The 16,176-nt window shown below is 37.4% G+C and carries 16 protein-coding genes and 3 tRNA genes; 9 read left to right on the top strand and 10 right to left on the bottom strand.

From position 1 onward, the window contains the following. The first annotated feature begins 13 nt into the window (after positions 1–13). The gene (locus tag IW16_RS19880; RefSeq protein ID WP_034748678.1) at positions 14–256 is read left to right on the top strand and encodes an Ada metal-binding domain-containing protein; all 243 of its coding nucleotides are present in this window, start codon (positions 14–16) and stop codon (positions 254–256) included. 69 nt (positions 257–325) lie between these two features. Continuing rightward, positions 326–1,096, top strand: a complete 771-nt coding sequence (locus tag IW16_RS19875; protein WP_034748675.1) for a GLPGLI family protein — start codon at positions 326–328, stop codon at positions 1,094–1,096. Positions 1,097–1,169: 73 nt separating this feature from the next. Here IW16_RS19875 and IW16_RS19870 read toward each other — a convergent pair. The 3 genes from IW16_RS19870 to IW16_RS19860 all read right to left on the bottom strand — a co-directional run bounded on the left by IW16_RS19870 (position 1,170) and on the right by IW16_RS19860 (position 1,467). Beyond that, a tRNA-Met gene (locus tag IW16_RS19870) sits at positions 1,170–1,242 on the bottom strand. Between the two features lie 39 nt (positions 1,243–1,281). Then, a tRNA-Met gene (locus IW16_RS19865) sits at positions 1,282–1,354 on the bottom strand. 40 nt (positions 1,355–1,394) lie between these two features. Then, positions 1,395–1,467: transfer RNA gene (locus IW16_RS19860), tRNA-Met, on the bottom strand. Between the two features lie 101 nt (positions 1,468–1,568). On the opposite strand from IW16_RS19860, the gene IW16_RS19855 reads away from it, so the two are divergent. The 7 genes from IW16_RS19855 (at position 1,569) to IW16_RS19825 (ending at position 7,282) form a co-directional block, all read left to right on the top strand. After that, a complete protein-coding gene (locus IW16_RS19855; RefSeq protein ID WP_034748672.1) occupies positions 1,569–2,180 on the top strand; it encodes an L-threonylcarbamoyladenylate synthase in 612 nt (203 codons plus the stop codon). A 44-nt stretch (positions 2,181–2,224) separates the two neighbouring features. Then, positions 2,225–2,926, top strand: a complete 702-nt coding sequence (locus IW16_RS19850) for a CPBP family intramembrane glutamic endopeptidase (RefSeq protein WP_034748669.1) — start codon at positions 2,225–2,227, stop codon at positions 2,924–2,926. A gap of 4 nt (positions 2,927–2,930) precedes the next feature. Then, positions 2,931–3,689 carry a peroxide stress protein YaaA gene (yaaA, locus tag IW16_RS19845; protein ID WP_034748666.1) on the top strand — a complete coding sequence of 253 codons (759 nt, stop codon included), beginning with the start codon at positions 2,931–2,933 and terminating at the stop codon, positions 3,687–3,689. Then, entirely contained in the window at positions 3,690–4,541 is an 852-nt protein-coding gene (gene prmC, locus IW16_RS19840) for a peptide chain release factor N(5)-glutamine methyltransferase (RefSeq protein ID WP_034748663.1), read from the top strand. Positions 4,542–4,568: 27 nt separating this feature from the next. Next, a complete protein-coding gene (locus IW16_RS19835; RefSeq protein WP_034748661.1) occupies positions 4,569–5,588 on the top strand; it encodes a serine hydrolase domain-containing protein in 1,020 nt (339 codons plus the stop codon). Between the two features lie 6 nt (positions 5,589–5,594). After that, entirely contained in the window at positions 5,595–5,954 is a 360-nt protein-coding gene (locus IW16_RS19830) for a DUF4180 domain-containing protein (protein ID WP_034748658.1), read from the top strand. An 80-nt stretch (positions 5,955–6,034) separates the two neighbouring features. Next, positions 6,035–7,282: a hypothetical protein gene (locus IW16_RS19825; protein WP_034748655.1), complete on the top strand. Its 1,248-nt coding sequence runs from the start codon at positions 6,035–6,037 to the stop codon at positions 7,280–7,282. A gap of 75 nt (positions 7,283–7,357) precedes the next feature. Here IW16_RS19825 and IW16_RS19820 read toward each other — a convergent pair whose 3' ends face one another. From IW16_RS19820 to IW16_RS19790, 7 genes are all read right to left on the bottom strand, one after another. Then, positions 7,358–8,350, bottom strand: coding sequence for an NAD-dependent epimerase/dehydratase family protein (locus tag IW16_RS19820; protein ID WP_034748652.1), 993 nt, complete (start codon positions 8,348–8,350; stop codon positions 7,358–7,360). Continuing rightward, positions 8,347–9,132, bottom strand: a complete 786-nt coding sequence (locus IW16_RS19815; RefSeq protein WP_034748648.1) for an SDR family NAD(P)-dependent oxidoreductase — start codon at positions 9,130–9,132, stop codon at positions 8,347–8,349. The genes IW16_RS19820 and IW16_RS19815 overlap by 4 nt, the downstream gene beginning before the upstream one ends. A 142-nt stretch (positions 9,133–9,274) precedes the next feature. Next, positions 9,275–10,384 carry a helix-turn-helix domain-containing protein gene (locus IW16_RS19810; RefSeq protein ID WP_034748645.1) on the bottom strand — a complete coding sequence of 370 codons (1,110 nt, stop codon included), beginning with the start codon at positions 10,382–10,384 and terminating at the stop codon, positions 9,275–9,277. Between the two features lie 30 nt (positions 10,385–10,414). Beyond that, complete coding sequence (locus IW16_RS19805; protein WP_034748643.1) at positions 10,415–11,068, bottom strand: rhomboid family intramembrane serine protease; 654 nt, start codon at positions 11,066–11,068, stop codon at positions 10,415–10,417. Positions 11,069–11,079: 11 nt separating this feature from the next. After that, positions 11,080–13,668 (bottom strand): DNA gyrase/topoisomerase IV subunit A, encoded by a 2,589-nt coding sequence (locus IW16_RS19800; RefSeq protein ID WP_034748641.1) that lies wholly within the window; start codon positions 13,666–13,668, stop codon positions 11,080–11,082. Between the two features lie 7 nt (positions 13,669–13,675). Beyond that, entirely contained in the window at positions 13,676–14,152 is a 477-nt protein-coding gene (locus IW16_RS19795) for a hypothetical protein (RefSeq protein ID WP_034748638.1), read from the bottom strand. Positions 14,153–14,182: 30 nt separating this feature from the next. Further along, positions 14,183–16,066 (bottom strand): DNA topoisomerase IV subunit B, encoded by a 1,884-nt coding sequence (locus IW16_RS19790; protein WP_034748635.1) that lies wholly within the window; start codon positions 16,064–16,066, stop codon positions 14,183–14,185. Positions 16,067–16,176: the final 110 nt, after the last annotated feature.

Below are 16,176 nucleotides of genomic sequence, written 5' to 3'. Positions count from 1 at the left end.
GGATCTTTACCGTATGGAAAAGCATACTGAAATATCTGATCCTGTTTTGAGGAGCAAGATCAGAAAAGGAGAAATACAATTAGGAGGAAACAGGAAACTGAAAATTTATGGCTTACTTACCTGTGTTTCCGGTAAACGAATGAAAAAAGAAAACAGGGTCTTTTTTAGATCAGAAAAAGAAGCATTAGAAAAACAATACCGTCCGTGCGGACATTGCATGAAGGAAGAATACAGAAAGTGGAAAAAGAGCGCGTAATTATGGAATCCCCTCATTGAGAATACCATTTTTTTTAATACCATTGCAGAATCAATCGAATTTATCTGTATGAAAATTATAGCATCCACATTTCTTGTCTTCGGTTTTATGACTGCCTCTGCACAGAACGCGGTGATGGAGATCAATTATGAAACTAAAATTATTCAGGACAGCATCAACAAGAACCAGATTAATATCTACACTTCTACCTTATTATGTAATACTCTCGAATCATCCTATTACAGCCGCGAAGCCAAGGCCTTTTATAGCCGGAACTCTAAAGCAACTAATACCATCAGCACCAATTATGGAGCTATCGCAAAATATCCAAAATCAGTAGGCAGTGTATATAAAAGCAGGAATAGCCTATCCGTATCTATGCCTGTTGGCAGATATATTTTCACTTATGAAGAACCGGACCTGACATGGGAAATACTGAATGAGATAAAGGATATAAAAGGTTTTAAAAGCCGGCTCGCAAAAACAACTACCGATACAGGTCAGACATTTTATGCGTGGTTTACGGACGATATTGCTATTCCTGACGGGCCTTTCAGATTCAAAGGTTTATCAGGGCTGGTTCTGGAAGTGTACAATAAGAACAGAACCATTGAGATTTATGCGACCGGTATTAAAAAATCTGAAGAAATCATAGAACCGTTAAATTACACAGCTGACATAAAAACCAAATCAAAAAAACAATTCCTGGAAGCAAGAAAGACTTATCAGGAAAATCCGGCTGTATATAATGGAAATATGCGAGTATTTGATGAACATGGAAATGAAAGAACCAAAAATATGACCGACCGTGTAAAAAGCATGAATACTTTTCTGGATTAAAATCAAGAGTTTTGATCTCTCAAAATAAGACATAAAAAAAGAAGCAATAAAACTATTGCTTCTTTCGTCCTAGTAGCGGGAACCGGACTCGAACCGATGACCTTCGGGTTATGAGCCCGACGAGCTACCTACTGCTCCATCCCGCGGTGTATTTTTAGAGTGCTTACCGAAAGCACTTAACTTAGTAGCGGGAACCGGACTCGAACCGATGACCTTCGGGTTATGAGCCCGACGAGCTACCTACTGCTCCATCCCGCGGTGTATCTTTAGAGTGCTTACCGAAAGCACTTAAACTTAGTAGCGGGAACCGGACTCGAACCGATGACCTTCGGGTTATGAGCCCGACGAGCTACCTACTGCTCCATCCCGCGATATTGGATTGCAAAGATACGTCTATTTTTTAAAAATCCTAATTTTTCTTTTAAATAAAGGACTTTTATGAAAACTATTTTATTATTTGTATCTTTGTTTTATGGCAAAAATACTGAAAATATATCCTGACAACCCTCAGGAAAATCTTGTGAATGAGGTTATTAAAACCTTAAAAAATGGCGGACTGATTATTTATCCATCCGATACTATCTATGCCTTAGGATGTAATATTTTTGACATTAAAGCCATGGAAAAGCTGGCCCAGATTAAAAAACTGAAGCTGGAAAAGGCAAAATTCTCGATTATCTGTAATGATCTAAGCCATCTTTCAGATTTTACAAGACCCATTGATACTTCCGTTTTCAGATTTCTGAAAAGCCATCTTCCGGGACCGTTTACATTTATTCTTGATGCTAATAAAAGCCTTCCTTTGGCCTATAAAAATCATAAAACAATCGGTATCCGTGTTCCTGATCACCCAATTCCACAGCTTATCGTTGAGAAACTGGGCCATCCTATCGCTTCAACCTCTATCAAAGATGATGATGAAATCATTGAATATTCTACAGATCCAGAACTGATTGCAGAAAAATACGACCATCTGGTAGATATTGTCATTGATTCAGGATACGGGGATAATGTAGCTTCTACTATTGTGGATCTTACTTCCGGAGAACCGGAAATCATCCGTCAGGGTAAAGGAATTATTTAATTAAATACTAATCGTTGAGAGCCGAAAGCTGATCATTTGAGATTATGAGTTGGAACGCAAAATATGCAGTGGGAATTCTTTTGACCTTTATCCTCCTTGCTGCAGTAATGCTTTATGTTTTTCCGGTTATTTATTTTATTACAGGCGTAAAAGCATTTACACCCGCAAACTTCTCCTACACAAGGATCGCTCTCTGGACCGTTCTTGGGTTGATCTTTTTTTACAATATTTTCATCGAAAAAAATCCTTTTCTGATATGGAAAGAGAAGAAATACACTACCCTGTTCTATATTCAGGCAGTGATAGCTCTCTATCTTACCTGTTCTTTTGGTGGAGCTTTCCTGAATCTTATTATTCAGCTTTTAACCCATGAAGGGATGAGCAGTAAACTCGTTCAGATCTCTTCTGTTTTTAGAAATAATTATCTTTTGATTATCTTTACCTGCCTGACTGCAGGCGCTGTGGAAGAACTTCTCATGCGGGGATACATCCAGCCAAGGATTGAAAAAATATACAATAGCCCTTACGCCGCCATTGTTGGTTCCGCTGCGTTATTCGGGATTCTGCACAGCACGTACGGAACGATTGGACAGGTTTTAGTGCCTTTCTTTATCGGAATCGTTTTTGCCTTTTTTTATAAAAAATATTCAAACATTAAAATTCTGATCATCTGCCACTTTATGTATGACTTTGTGTCTATGATGGTAATGAATTTTATGGACATTAAACATTTATCTGCATTCTAACATTATGAAAATTATAACTTCTCCAGCGAAACTGATGAACGTTGAGAATTCAACAGACTTATTGAGATCTACCACTCCGAAATTCATCGAAGAAGCTGCATTGATACAGTCTTATTTAAAACATAAATCCCCAAAATACCTTTCCGAGCTCATGGAAATTTCTCCAAAACTTGCGGATGAGAACTGGGAAAGAAACCAAAAATGGAAGGATAAACCTACAGCAAAGGAATCTGCTCCTGCAATGTTTGCATTTACCGGTGAAGTTTACAGAGGGCTGGATGCAAAAACTCTGGACAAACATGCCGTTGATTATCTGCAGAAGAACTACAGGATGCTTTCCGGATTGTATGGACTGCTGAAACCTTCTGATAAGGTCATGCTTTACAGATTGGAAATGGGCCGTCATTTTGAATTTGATCAATACAAAAATCTATATGAATTCTGGAGAGAAAAGATCACAGAACAGCTGAATTCTGAAATGAAAAAAGGAGAAATTCTTCTTCATCTGGCCAGTAATGAATATGGAAAAGTAATCGACAGGAAAAAACTAAACCATAAAGTGATCGATTTTGACTTCTACGAAATGAAAGATGGAAAACTGAAAACGATTGTTGTCTATACAAAACATGCAAGAGGTCTTATGGTAAGGTTCTGCGCAGAATCTGATGCAAAAACCCTGAATGATGTAAAAGCATTCAACTATGAAGGGTACCTGATCGACGAAGAAAAATCTACAGACACGAAACTGGTTTTCACAAGATAAATGACAATATCAGAATTCAAAAAATATTTTAAAACTGAGCTTTCCGAACTGTATAATGATTCGGAAAGTGCTTTTTTATGCGCTGTTTTTATAGAGAAAATCGTAGGATTCGATTCATTTCACCAAAGAAGACTTTCCGATCAGGAACTTCTTATTGAAGATGAGAAACAACTCACTGAGGTTATTTCCATTTTAAAAACAGGCAAGCCTTATCAGCAGATTCTTGGTGAAACAGAATTTTACGGAATGGTATTTTTCGTGGACGAACATGTTCTGATTCCACGCCCTGAAACAGAGGAACTTCTTGAAATGGCCATTAATACCATTCATAATTCAGAGCTTCGGCCTCAGGATCTGAAGATTCTTGATATCGGAACCGGAAGCGGTGTGATCCCGCTGGTATTAAAGAAACATTTTCCTGAAGCACAGGTTTCATCGATTGACTTTTCTGAAAAAGCTTTGGAAACCGCCCAACGAAATGCAAAATATCATCAGCTGGAAATCAATTTCATTCATGCCGATTATCTCAATTTTAAATTAACGGAAAACTATGATGTTATCATTTCCAATCCTCCTTATATAGGAATGGACGAAGAAATTGAAATTGCTGATTCTGTGAAGGAATTTGAACCCACAATGGCACTTTTCTCACCGGTTCAGGATGCTCTGATCTTCTACCGGAAGATTGCTCAGGATTCTAAACAACACTTAAAAGACAATGGACTTCTGTTTCTGGAAATCAATCAAAAACTGGGTTCTGAAACATTAGACTTATATCATGAGCATTTTTCAGAGTCTCATTTAATTAAGGATTTATCTGAAAATGACCGTTTTATATTCGGAAAGAAATAAGTAATTTTATCTTCTTAACTCCAATTTATGCGGACTTCAATATTCAGTGTTTTGACAGGCCTTACCTTTATCCTGCAGCTTTCATCCTGCAAAGAGAATTCAAGTGAGGTGGTCAAAAAATATTACAGTAATGGGGAATTCAACGGCTCTGTTTTAGCTGTAAAAAATGGAAAAACAGTTTGTGATACCGCATTAGGGCTCAGCAATATTGAAAAAAATATAAAACTGGAGAAAACAACTCCCATTTATATTGCTTCTTTAAGCAAATCTTTTACTGCAGTTTCAATTATGCTTCTGCAACAGAAAGGGCTGCTCAATTTCGATGATAAGGCATCTCAATATATTGATCTTCCCGAATATGCCCGTGATGTAAGCATCAGACAGCTTTTGAACCACACATCGGGCGTAAAGGATTATGAATCTGTTATCTCTGATAAAAAAGGACTGACCAATCAGGAAGTGATGAGCTGGCTAAAGAGTTTAACCCAACTACAATTCCCCTCAGGAAGCAAGTTTGAATACAGTAACAGCGGTTTTATTATTCTTTCTTTAATCCTTGAAAAAATTTCGGGACAGTCTTACGGAAAGTTCCTCAATGACAATATTTTTGTTCCTGCCGGAATGAAGAATACCTGGGTTTATGATTCTTCAACTGCTCATAAAAGCAGGGCCGCAGGGTATAATAAAGAAAAGAAGCCGGATGATTATTCAATTCTAACAACCGGAGATGGGGGTATCTACTCTACTCCTGAAGATCTGTACAGGTATGATCAGACATTAAGGAATTTCAAGCTGATCAATAAAAGCAATACAGCTCTGATGTATACCCCATCTAAATTGTCTGACGGCAAACTTTCCAACTATGGTTTTGGATGGGTTATTGAAGAAGACGGAAAAACCGTAAGCCATACCGGTGGTCTGAATGGCTTCAGAGCGATATTCTGGAGGGATTTGCATCACAACAGCTGTATCATTGCATTAACTAATCAGGGCGATGCGTTTCCTCTGACGGATTTTTTAAAAGATATAAAAAAAACGATACAATAACACCATATGGAGATTATATCTCATGACATCAATACCATAAAAATTGCTGAAATCACTTCTGATAAAATCATTCTCCAGTCTGTCCAGGACGGATTGGATCTTTTGGGAAATATGTATTACCAGGGATTCGATAAAGTGATCATTTATGAGAAGAATATAACGCCTGATTTTTTTGACCTGAAGACGAAAATAGCTGGAGATATTTTGCAAAAATTCTCCAATTACCGTGTAGGTCTTGCCATTGTAGGAGATTTTGAAAAATATCAAAGTAAGAGCATCAGAGATTTTATTTTTGAAAGTAATAAAACGAAACATATCAACTTTACGGAAACGCTGGAAGATGCTTTAACCAGGCTTGGGAGCTGATTATAAATTGATATCTCCTACTTTAAAATAATGTGCAAATATTTACGTTATACAATTCAATTTAAGATTTTATTAACATAATGATCAAAAGAATAGTTATCGTCGCTGTTACTGCATTAAGCTGTTCTCTTACAGCTCAGGAATTCGCCACCTACAAAAATGGTTTCATTTATGGTGAAGAGACAATGAATAAGCTTGGGAAAATTGTTGATTCATTAAATTTAAAATATAAAACCTGTGATCTGAACCAGGTATTTGATTCTAAACTTCAAACCAAAGGCTATTCTGTTGTGCTAAAGTCCGGCCTTATCGCACAGGCTAAAAAAGATATGGATATGAATATTTCTTTTGATGACTTCATGAAGAAATATCCGGAAGCAGTGGTTAAAAAGGATCTGTTATTAATCAAGTCCAAAGCAAAAAATTACCAGGATAAAGATATCATAGAAATAACAGAAATATCTGTTAATGATGATTACGGGATGGAAATAGAGATTCCCTATAAAAAAGAACTGTACACCAAACCTGCAAAAAATAAATGGGTGTATTCTTACAGCAAAAAAACTTCATATTCCGAAGAATATATTGAAGCCTTTTATCTTTTGGATAATTTTAAAAGTATTCCCCTGGCTCCCAAATACTCCAGACAGATCATCTACTCCGACTGTCTTATTGATACTTCTTTACCCAAGTTAAAAAAAGATGCCAAAGAAGGCAGACTTCCCGATGGAATTCCTCAAAATATTAGAAAGCTATCTAAGACTGAGAAAGAAAAGCTCCTTGATGATTTTAGGTCTGTGCATGTTGTAGGATTGTGCAGCCAGGATAATTCTCCCAGAGTGCAGGGCGTATATTTAGCTTTGCTATCGGCAGAAACTGCAAACTGGCCTGTATTCCTTAAATCTCATCTGGATATTATGAATGACAGATTTGACAGAAGCTCAGACTCCAGCTATGCAAGAGAAAGACGGCAGACGTATATCAAAGAACTTGAAACGCTTAACATCAATGTACCCGACCTGATTTTAGGGACTTCTTTCAGAATAGAAAATCCCGCCAACAATCATTATTATGCCAATATTTCAAGATCAGGAAGAGCGGTTGCAGAATCTAAAGACCGGGAATTATTTCTGTCACAGCTTCTTTCCATGATGGGTGATGAAACACTGGATGATTATAACAGAATTATATCCTATTTTTTCTATGTGAGCTGCAATCATTATATTAAAAATGAAAGAGAGAAAAAGATCAACAACATCAAACTGATGAGCGCTGTACAAAAGCTTCCCAAATATCTTGCGGATCAAATTAAACCGAAAAAAATCTAAGAAATCTTTTATCATTTATACTCTGAGAAGAAAAATTAATCCCTGATGTTTTAACAAATATAATGGGATATCATTTTATATGGGTCTCGTGATCTTAACTTCATTATTTTCTCTTTCAAAAAAGCGAATCGCATCTTCAACCGCCTTATCAACAGGCTGATATCTAATCCCCAGTTCTTCAGATGATTTCCGGTTTGAGTAAAAATTATTGATTCTTAAAGCTTTCATATTCGATGAGCTAAGACTGGTTTTTATATTTAGTTTTCTCAGGCAATCTCCTATAATTCCCAAAACGACAAGTCCTGAATTCGGTATAGGAATCATAAAGGATTGATTTCCCGTTATCGTATTTATTTTTCCAAAAAATTCTTTATAGGTGAGATTTTCATTAGCCAGCAGATACTTTTCACCATGCTTTCCTTTCTCAATTGCTTTAATAACCCCTTCTGCAGCATCTTCTGCATGGACAAAGTTCTTTCCTCCTATCGGATAGAAAACAATTTTCTTTCTCCATGCCCAAAAGATGATTTTCCCTGAACTCGGTTTTCGGTCGTAGGCTCCGATCATAAAAGTAGGATTCAAAATAACAACCTTTGTTCCCCTATTCTGCTGTAAAAGGTAATTCTCCGTTTCAAGCTTGCTTTTCGCATAAAAAGAATGCGTAAAAGGATACAGCTGAGAATCATTTTCGCTTCCCAATACACCAGAATTTTCATATCCTAACGTATTGGCTGTACTTACGAACAGGAATCTTTCGACTTCCGCAGCTGCTGCCTGTGCAAACAAATGAACGACGGCATCATAATTAATCTTTTTATAATCTTCATAACGCAACAGATCCTGACTGGTTTCTGCAGCCATATGAATCACAGCATCTACCTCCTGCAGGTGTTCCGAAATATCCGAGAATAAGTCTCCTTCTATAAGTTTGAGGGTTTCGCTTTCTTCGCCCATCCAGCTGCTTTTCTTGCGCACCAGAGCAATAACAGAATAATCATATTGTAGTAATTTAATAATGGTATTGGTCCCCAGAAGCCCTGTGGCTCCGGTCACGAAAACTTTTTTCATGCTTCAATTTCTTTTCTAATAGCACTGGTCATGAGAGGCAGTTTAATCCATATCGGCAGGATCTTCATCACCAGCCAACTGATGGGATTCACCATAATAACGGAATCTTTTCTAAAAAGTTGCCTGATACAGTAAGCTGCTACTTTATTTGGATCCAGAAGAGTAAGTTTACCTAAAACACCTTGTTTTTCAATTCTTTTACAGACATCTACATTGGTCTTCATGGCGCCCGGATTCACAACGCTTACAAAGACATTGGTATCTTTCAACTCTTCGTGCAAACCTCTTGAGAAGGAATGGATAAATGTCTTGGAAGCAGGATACACTGTTTTGAAACCGATTGGTGAGAAAGCGGCCATACTGGAGACATTTAGAATATAGGCTTTGGGCTGTCTTAAAAGATTGGGAAGCAGCTGATGCGTTATGAGTGATGTTGCCGCAACATTAACCTGTAAGATCGTATTGATATAAGACGACGATGCATCTACAAATTTTTTGGTACCGCCAAGACCTGCATTATTGATCAGGATATGGATTTCAAAAGACCTGTTCAGCCATTCAGTGAGTTTCATGACATTTTCATTCACGGAAAGGTCGACTTCATAATAATGAGCTTTGATCTGATAGGTCTCTTCAATTTGCTGAGAAAGCTCTTTTAAATGCTGGCCCGGAAGACTTACCAGAATAACATTGATTTTTTTGCTGGCCAGGTTTTCTGCAAAAGCTTTTCCCAGTCCCTGACTCGCTCCCGTCACTACAGCATATGATTCTTTGGTATCCATATTACAATTTTATGGTACAAAGCTATCCTCAAAAGACTCCTGGAATGTTCAGGATTATCTGAGTGAACTCATTTTTAAAATAAAAAACAAGATCTAAAACTCATTGAAATACAGAATGTTAAATATAACCGAACGTTAAAATTTATAAACCCGAACCATTTTTATACTCAGAAGGAGTTTGATTGGTGAGTTTTTTAAAGGTAGTATTGAAAGAAGTTTTGGAATTGAATCCTGATTCATACGCAATTCCCAAAATTGAAAGTTTGCTATGAACATCCTTAAGGAGTTTTTTGGCAAATTCGATTCTGTATTCATTGACGTACTGGAAGAAATTCTTTTTAAATCCGGTATTGATCACATACGACAGATGATGCGTGGAAATAGATAAGAGTTCAGAAAGACGGATCAGATTAAGCTCGCTGTCCAGATAAGGCTTTTGTTTGTCCATGATGTCCTCCAGCTGTTTTTTGATCTTTATTACTTCTTCGTCAGAAATCAGTTTTTTCTTTATTTCTTCGGTCTCCGGATCTTCATCAATAGAAATCAGTTCCTCACGCTGTTTTTCTTCTAAAGGATAAATTTCTTTCTGTTTTAGCGAATAATAACCTACAAAATAAATAACCACCAGAAAAGCTCCGTTAATGAAAAAATTCAAAGCTTTGGAATCGTAGGACAAATTATAAACTACATAAGCAATATTGATGATGAAAATAATAATCGTGATATATTCCAGCCAGTTCAGATTGATTCCTTCTGTGTTGGCGGAAAACTGTTGGATCCTTTTCTTGTGTTTCCTGATGGTGAAGTATGAAAGACCGGTATAGAATAAGGCCTGGAAAAGAATTAAACCAATAAAGAGAACATTAAAAACGGTATTATCCTTAAATCCCCCGAAACGCTGTAACAGAATATTAACCCAAAAGATGACCGGAAGAATCAGGTATTTAAAGTCTGAAATTTTAAATTTAAATGTTGGATTGGTATAAAATAACACACTGAAATAAAACATGACCGGTGTCAGAAACTGGATCATCTGAACAGAAATAATGGAATGTACATCTACCTGGGAATCTGTAACAAGTGTCAGCACTTCATCAAGCCAGAAACTTGACCATAAAAAAAGAAATATTCCAAACCAGAAATTGGCTTTTCTGTTCACGCGTAAAGGGTTGGACAGCTTCAATAAAGAAAGCAAAACCAATGAACCATAGATTAATACAACGATGAAGTGGTTTAATTCTGATGTGTTCATTGGTTTTGATATTTTAAGTAAAGATAGCTTTTATCCTATTCTCTTCCTCACAAAAACTTCGTAGCCCAAATAGATCAAAGGCAACGACATGATCCCCAGATAAAGCGCGTTATGCATTGCTGTATCCGGAGCTGTAATAACGGCGTAGACCAATCCCAGGAAAGCTCCTCCAAGATGGGCAGCATGTCCTATATTGTCGTGCTGTCTCGGGTTCATCATCATGTAAACGGAATATGAAAAATACGCAAGACCGAAAAGATAACCCGGAATTGGAATAGGAATAAAGAAAAAGTAAATTCCAATCTGAGGATACAGTGCTATTGAAGCAAACAATATTCCTGAAACTCCTCCACTCGCTCCTACTGCAGAATACCAGGGTTGCTTTTGGTAGATATACATGGAGAGAAAATTTCCCAGCAAAATAGATCCTAGATAAATAATAACAAATCCCAGATTTCCAAATCCCTGGATAACAATAGGTCCAAAGAAATACAGGGTCAGCATATTAAACACCAGATGCATAATATCTGCGTGAAGAAATCCTGATGAAAGCAGTCGGATGTACTCTTTTTTATGCAGAATTGCTCCCACATTGAATTTATACTTTTCAGTAATACCTGGATTGTTAAACGCAACAAAACTGATAATCGCTGTAATAATAATACACAAGATTAAAATATTCATAATAATAATTCTTAGTTTTCAGGTTCGTCGGTTTCAAACAAATCACCGATCACAGTGCGGTCGTCATCTACAATACCGTCTCCCGTTTCCGGTTCTTCATAAACCTCAGGTTCTTCTTCAACAGGTTCTGGAATGGCAATATTAATTGCTTTTACTTTAAATTTCGTAAACTGGTTTCCAATTGCTTTTATTCCTTTTACCGTAATAAATTCATCAAGATGTATGATCTCGGGCTCACGCTCTTTACCTTTATCCTTAGCAAAGATAATCTCAGCAGAGGCGCCGTTTGCTACGATTACATTTTCAATAAATGATTTCGGATGTTCCGAAGGCATGAAAGTTTGCAGGTTTACCGTATTTTCCAGCAGGAATCTTTTGATAAAGTACATGTCTTTTTCCCCATCATAATAAATACAGGTTACCGGCTGTTGAGGCTTCCACTTTTCAAGGACCAGATATTCATCATCAAAACGGTTGCCCAGATCGAAAGAAACCAGCTTCACCTCACCATTTGTATTGATGGTTAGAATTCTGTCATCCCCTTTGAAATTACCCAGAAGAGTTCCTCTTCCATCCGCATTCAGCCTTCTTACCGTATCATCAAACCAAATCCTTCTTGGAGCCAACGTGGAAACACCTTCCTCCTTCATATCAACCTTTTTCACGGAATATTTGGTCACCAGATTTCCTTTGGAATCCCTTCCTTTGATGGCAAGGTCGGAGAAATCAATTTCCATTTTATTTTTCCTGATTCTTGGATTAGGTTTTAAAAGTACGCTTACCGTTTCTGCTTCTCCGTTAGGATTGGCAGAGAAATAAAGAACTTCAGAGCTTTTCTTATCAGAAGCCAGCGGATAATCTGTATTTCGGGTCACTGCCGTTACAGAAAAACGTTTCATATAGTATGGTCCGTCCCTGCCCTCACGGTAGATCATATTGTAAACTGTCCTTTTATCGTTCTTTTTCCATATAGCAACGCTGAGAAGGTCTTTTCCGACAAATGTTTTGGCATCTACTTTGACAACTTTCATGGTTCCATCCTTTCGGAATATAATGATATCATCAATATCCGAACAGTCAAACAGGTACTGGTCTTTTTTCAGTGATGTTCCGATAAATCCTTCTTCAAAATTGGCGTAGAACTTTTCATTGGCCACCGCTACCTTAGACGCATCGATGGTGTCAAAAATTCTCAGCTCGGTTTTTCTCTGTCTGTCTTTCCCGTATTTTTTCTGAATATTTAAATAGTAATCAATCGCATAAGCGATCAGATTGGCAAGGTTGTATTTTACCTGTTCTATTTTGCCTTCAAGGGCAGCTATATTTTCTTTAAATTTATCTAGATCGAATCTGGAGATCCTTTTGATCCTGATCTCGGTAAGCTTTAAAATATCTTCCTCAGTTACAGCTCTTAAAAGATGCCTGGTATGAGGTTTAAGACCTTTGTCAATTGTTTTTATAACATCTTCCCAGGTCTTTACTTCTTCAATATCATGGTAGATTCTGTTCTCGATGAAAATCCTTTCCAGTGAAGAAAAATGCCAGCTTTCCTGAAGCTCATGAAGTTCTATCTCCAACTCCTTTTTAAGCAGTGAAACAGTATGTTCCGTATTCATTTTAAGAATATCGGAAACATTCATAAACATGGGCTTATCACCTACAATAACGCAGGCATTGGGAGAAATTGTTACCTGACAGTCTGTAAATGCGTACAATGCATCGATGGTCTTGTCCGGTGATACATCATTATGGAGATGTACAAGGATTTCTACAGTATCTGAAGTGTTATCTTCAATTTTTTTTATTTTGATCTTTCCTTTTTCGTTGGCCTTCAGAATAGAATCAATCAGGTCACTTGTTGTTTTTGAGAAAGGAAGTTCAGAAATAACCAACATATGCTTGTCGGTATGGGTAATTCTGGCTCTGGCCCTTACCTTACCGCCCCTGTGTCCGTCATTATATTCGGAAACATCAAGATAACCGGCAGTAAAAAAGTCCGGAAACAGTTCAAATTTCTTTCCTTTTAAATAAGCAACCGATGCATTGATAAGTTCATTGAAATTATGCGGAAGAATTTTTGTAGAAAGTCCCACACCAATCCCTTCCACTCCCTGTGCCAGAAGCAGAGGAAATTTTACAGGAAGATCAATAGGTTCATTATTTCTGCCGTCATAGGATTTGGCCCATTCTGTGGTTTTCGGATTAAAGACCACTTCCAGTGCAAAAGGTGTCAGCCTTGCTTCAATATATCTTGCAGCAGCAGCAGAGTCTCCGGTATAGATATTCCCCCAGTTTCCCTGCGTATCTATTAAGAGTTCTTTCTGACCGATCTGTACCATAGCATCTGTAATAGAGGCATCCCCATGAGGGTGATATTTCATGGTATTTCCTACGATATTGGCTACTTTGTTGTAACGGCCGTCTTCCAGTTCCCGCATAGAGTGCATGATCCTTCTCTGAACCGGCTTTAGCCCGTCATAAACCGAAGGAATTGCTCTGTCAAGAATTACATAGGAAGCATAGTCCAGAAACCAGTCTTTATAAAGTCCTGAAACTTTTTTCAAGCTCTCACCTTCATGCGAGTTTTCTTCTGTCGTCATTTATATTTTAGTCGTTTTTCTCTTTATTCGTTTTCACTACTTTATTCAGAGAGAGTTTTAAATCGTTTACTTCTTTTTGGCTCAAATAAGATATTTCGTATTTGAGTATGGTAGAACCGCTGTTCTTACTTGAAATGGTAAGGTACAATCTTTTAACAAAGAAAAAACTGACTACCTCATAACTGATCAGTTTATATTTGGGAAACTCATCATGAAGAGGTTTGTCCATAAAAGGAATAATATTCCTGTTTTTAAAATTAAGTGCCTCTCCGTCACTGTCATATTCAAAGATCTGCCTGCCGTTAAGGTGAAAAATCACCAGCATAATAATGGGAACAACAAGAAATATATAACTTTCTTTTCCTACAGCATGAAACCTGTATTCGTTCAGTAAAAATGCAGCGATCCCAAATATCACCAGCATCAACAATAGTGTGTGCACAAAATTGTAAACTGAAGCTTTATTGCGGTTGCTAAGTCTCATTTTTGTTTTTATGTTTATTAGTTTAGTTTCTTACCCTGCAGCTTCATCCAATATCTCTTTCCTGTCAATATCTGTGTCTTCCACTACTAAGTTTTCAAGGATAAACACCTGCCTGTCCGGTGTATTTTTACCCATATAGAATTCCAGCAGCTGATCTATGGTCTGGTCTTTACCAATCACCACCGGCTCAAGGCGGATATCTTTTCCAATGAAATGTTTGAATTCATCAGGAGAGATCTCTCCAAGTCCTTTGAATCGGGTAATTTCAGGGTTTTTTCCAAGCTCATTCAAAGCCTTGACCCTTTCAATCTCGCTATAGCAATATCTTGTTTCTTTTTTATTTCTTACCCTGAATAATGGGGTCTGAAGGATATAAAGATGCCCATTCTTGATCAGATCAGGGAAGAACTGAAGGAAGAATGTAATCATCAGCAGACGGATGTGCATTCCATCCACATCGGCATCGGTAGATATAATCACCTGATTGTATCTGAGGTCTTCCAGACTTTCTTCTATATTCAAAGCAGCCTGCAGAAGGTTGAATTCTTCATTCTCGTACACTACTTTTTTTGTCAGTCCGTAGCAGTTTAAAGGTTTCCCTTTCAATGAAAATACGGCCTGGGTTTCCACATCCCTGGATTTTGTGATGGATCCGGATGCAGAATCTCCTTCGGTAATGAAGATCTGGGTTTCCCCTTTTCTTTCATTTTTCTGATCGTTATAATGCTGTCTGCAGTCTCTTAGTTTTTTGTTGTGCAGAGATACTTTTTTAGCTCTTTCCCTTGCCAGTTTCTGAATTCCTGAAAGTTCTTTTCTTTCTCTTTCGGAAATCAGGATTTTTCTCTGAATAGCTTCAGCGATTTCAGGATTTTTATGGAGGAAATTATCGAGTTTACTTTTTAGAAAATCAATGATAAAAGTCCTTACAGTAGGTCCGTTGGGTCCCATATCATTAGATCCCAGTTTTGTTTTGGTCTGAGATTCAAATACAGGTTCTTCTACATTGATAGAAATAGCTGCAATAATGGATTTCCTGATGTCTGAAGCATCAAAGTTTTTATTGAAAAATTCACGGATCGTCTTCACATAAGCTTCACGGAATGCATTAAGGTGCGTTCCTCCCTGTGTGGTATTCTGTCCGTTCACGAAAGAAAAATAAGTTTCAGTCTGCGATTTGTCAGAGTGAGTGATTGCCAGTTCTATATCTGTATCTTTCAGGTGAACAATGGAATACAGAATTTCATTCTCCATTTCTTCTTCCAACAGGTCTTTAAGACCATTCTCCGAATAATACGTCTCTCCATTGAAAATAATTTTCAGTCCGGGATTCAGATACGCGTAATTACGCAGCATCTTTTCAATATATTCTTTCCTATATTTGAAATGAAGGAAGATTTCACCATCGGGAATAAAGGAAATTTCAGTCCCATTTCGGTCTGAAGTATCTTTTTCCTCATAGTTTTCGGTAATCAGCCCGCGGCAGAACTCTGCCATCTTCATTTTTCCATCACGGAAAGATCTTACCCGGAAATACTCTGAAAGTGCATTAACGGCTTTGGTACCTACTCCATTTAATCCTACAGATTTCTTAAAGGCTTTACTGTCATATTTACCCCCGGTATTCATCTTGGAAACAGCATCAACTACTTTTCCCAATGGAATTCCACGGCCAAAGTCACGGATCGCAACTTTCCCGTCGTCCACCTTTATTTCAATTCTCTTCCCTGACTTCATTCTGAACTCATCAATAGAGTTGTCGAGAATTTCTTTCAGTAGAATGTAAATACCGTCGTCCGCAGAGGAGCCGTCTCCGAGCTTCCCTATATACATTCCTGGGCGTAGACGGATGTGTTCCTGCCAGTCGAGGGTTCTGATATTATCTTCGGAGTAGATTGGATTTATTTCTTGTGACATATATGATTTCAGCAAACATACAAAAGTACGAAATTGTATAAAAATATCCGAATTTTTTCGATTTGATTTTTTTCAATATTCAATCTTAACCATTGCATTATTATCAATCA

The organism is Chryseobacterium vrystaatense, assembly GCF_000737765.1.
GTDB lineage: Bacteria > Bacteroidota > Bacteroidia > Flavobacteriales > Weeksellaceae > Chryseobacterium > Chryseobacterium vrystaatense.
Note: the sequence above shows the minus strand (reverse complement) of the source record. Positions and strands in the feature narration are given on the sequence as shown.

Bases quoted from the DNA above. Each gene is read 5' to 3' on its own strand.
- IW16_RS19880 (WP_034748678.1), top strand. From the start codon at position 14: ATGGAAAAGCATACTGAAATATCTGATCCTGTTTTGAGGAGCAAGATC.
- IW16_RS19875 (WP_034748675.1), top strand. From the start codon at position 326: ATGAAAATTATAGCATCCACATTTCTTGTCTTCGGTTTTATGACTGCC.
- IW16_RS19855 (WP_034748672.1), top strand. From the start codon at position 1,569: ATGGCAAAAATACTGAAAATATATCCTGACAACCCTCAGGAAAATCTT.
- IW16_RS19850 (WP_034748669.1), top strand. From the start codon at position 2,225: ATGAGTTGGAACGCAAAATATGCAGTGGGAATTCTTTTGACCTTTATC.
- yaaA (WP_034748666.1), top strand. From the start codon at position 2,931: ATGAAAATTATAACTTCTCCAGCGAAACTGATGAACGTTGAGAATTCA.
- prmC (WP_034748663.1), top strand. From the start codon at position 3,690: ATGACAATATCAGAATTCAAAAAATATTTTAAAACTGAGCTTTCCGAA.
- IW16_RS19835 (WP_034748661.1), top strand. From the start codon at position 4,569: ATGCGGACTTCAATATTCAGTGTTTTGACAGGCCTTACCTTTATCCTG.
- IW16_RS19830 (WP_034748658.1), top strand. From the start codon at position 5,595: ATGGAGATTATATCTCATGACATCAATACCATAAAAATTGCTGAAATC.
- IW16_RS19825 (WP_034748655.1), top strand. From the start codon at position 6,035: ATGATCAAAAGAATAGTTATCGTCGCTGTTACTGCATTAAGCTGTTCT.
- IW16_RS19820 (WP_034748652.1), bottom strand. From the start codon at position 8,350: ATGAAAAAAGTTTTCGTGACCGGAGCCACAGGGCTTCTGGGGACCAAT.
- IW16_RS19815 (WP_034748648.1), bottom strand. From the start codon at position 9,132: ATGGATACCAAAGAATCATATGCTGTAGTGACGGGAGCGAGTCAGGGA.
- IW16_RS19810 (WP_034748645.1), bottom strand. From the start codon at position 10,384: ATGAACACATCAGAATTAAACCACTTCATCGTTGTATTAATCTATGGT.
- IW16_RS19805 (WP_034748643.1), bottom strand. From the start codon at position 11,068: ATGAATATTTTAATCTTGTGTATTATTATTACAGCGATTATCAGTTTT.
- IW16_RS19800 (WP_034748641.1), bottom strand. From the start codon at position 13,668: ATGACGACAGAAGAAAACTCGCATGAAGGTGAGAGCTTGAAAAAAGTT.
- IW16_RS19795 (WP_034748638.1), bottom strand. From the start codon at position 14,152: ATGAGACTTAGCAACCGCAATAAAGCTTCAGTTTACAATTTTGTGCAC.
- IW16_RS19790 (WP_034748635.1), bottom strand. From the start codon at position 16,066: ATGTCACAAGAAATAAATCCAATCTACTCCGAAGATAATATCAGAACC.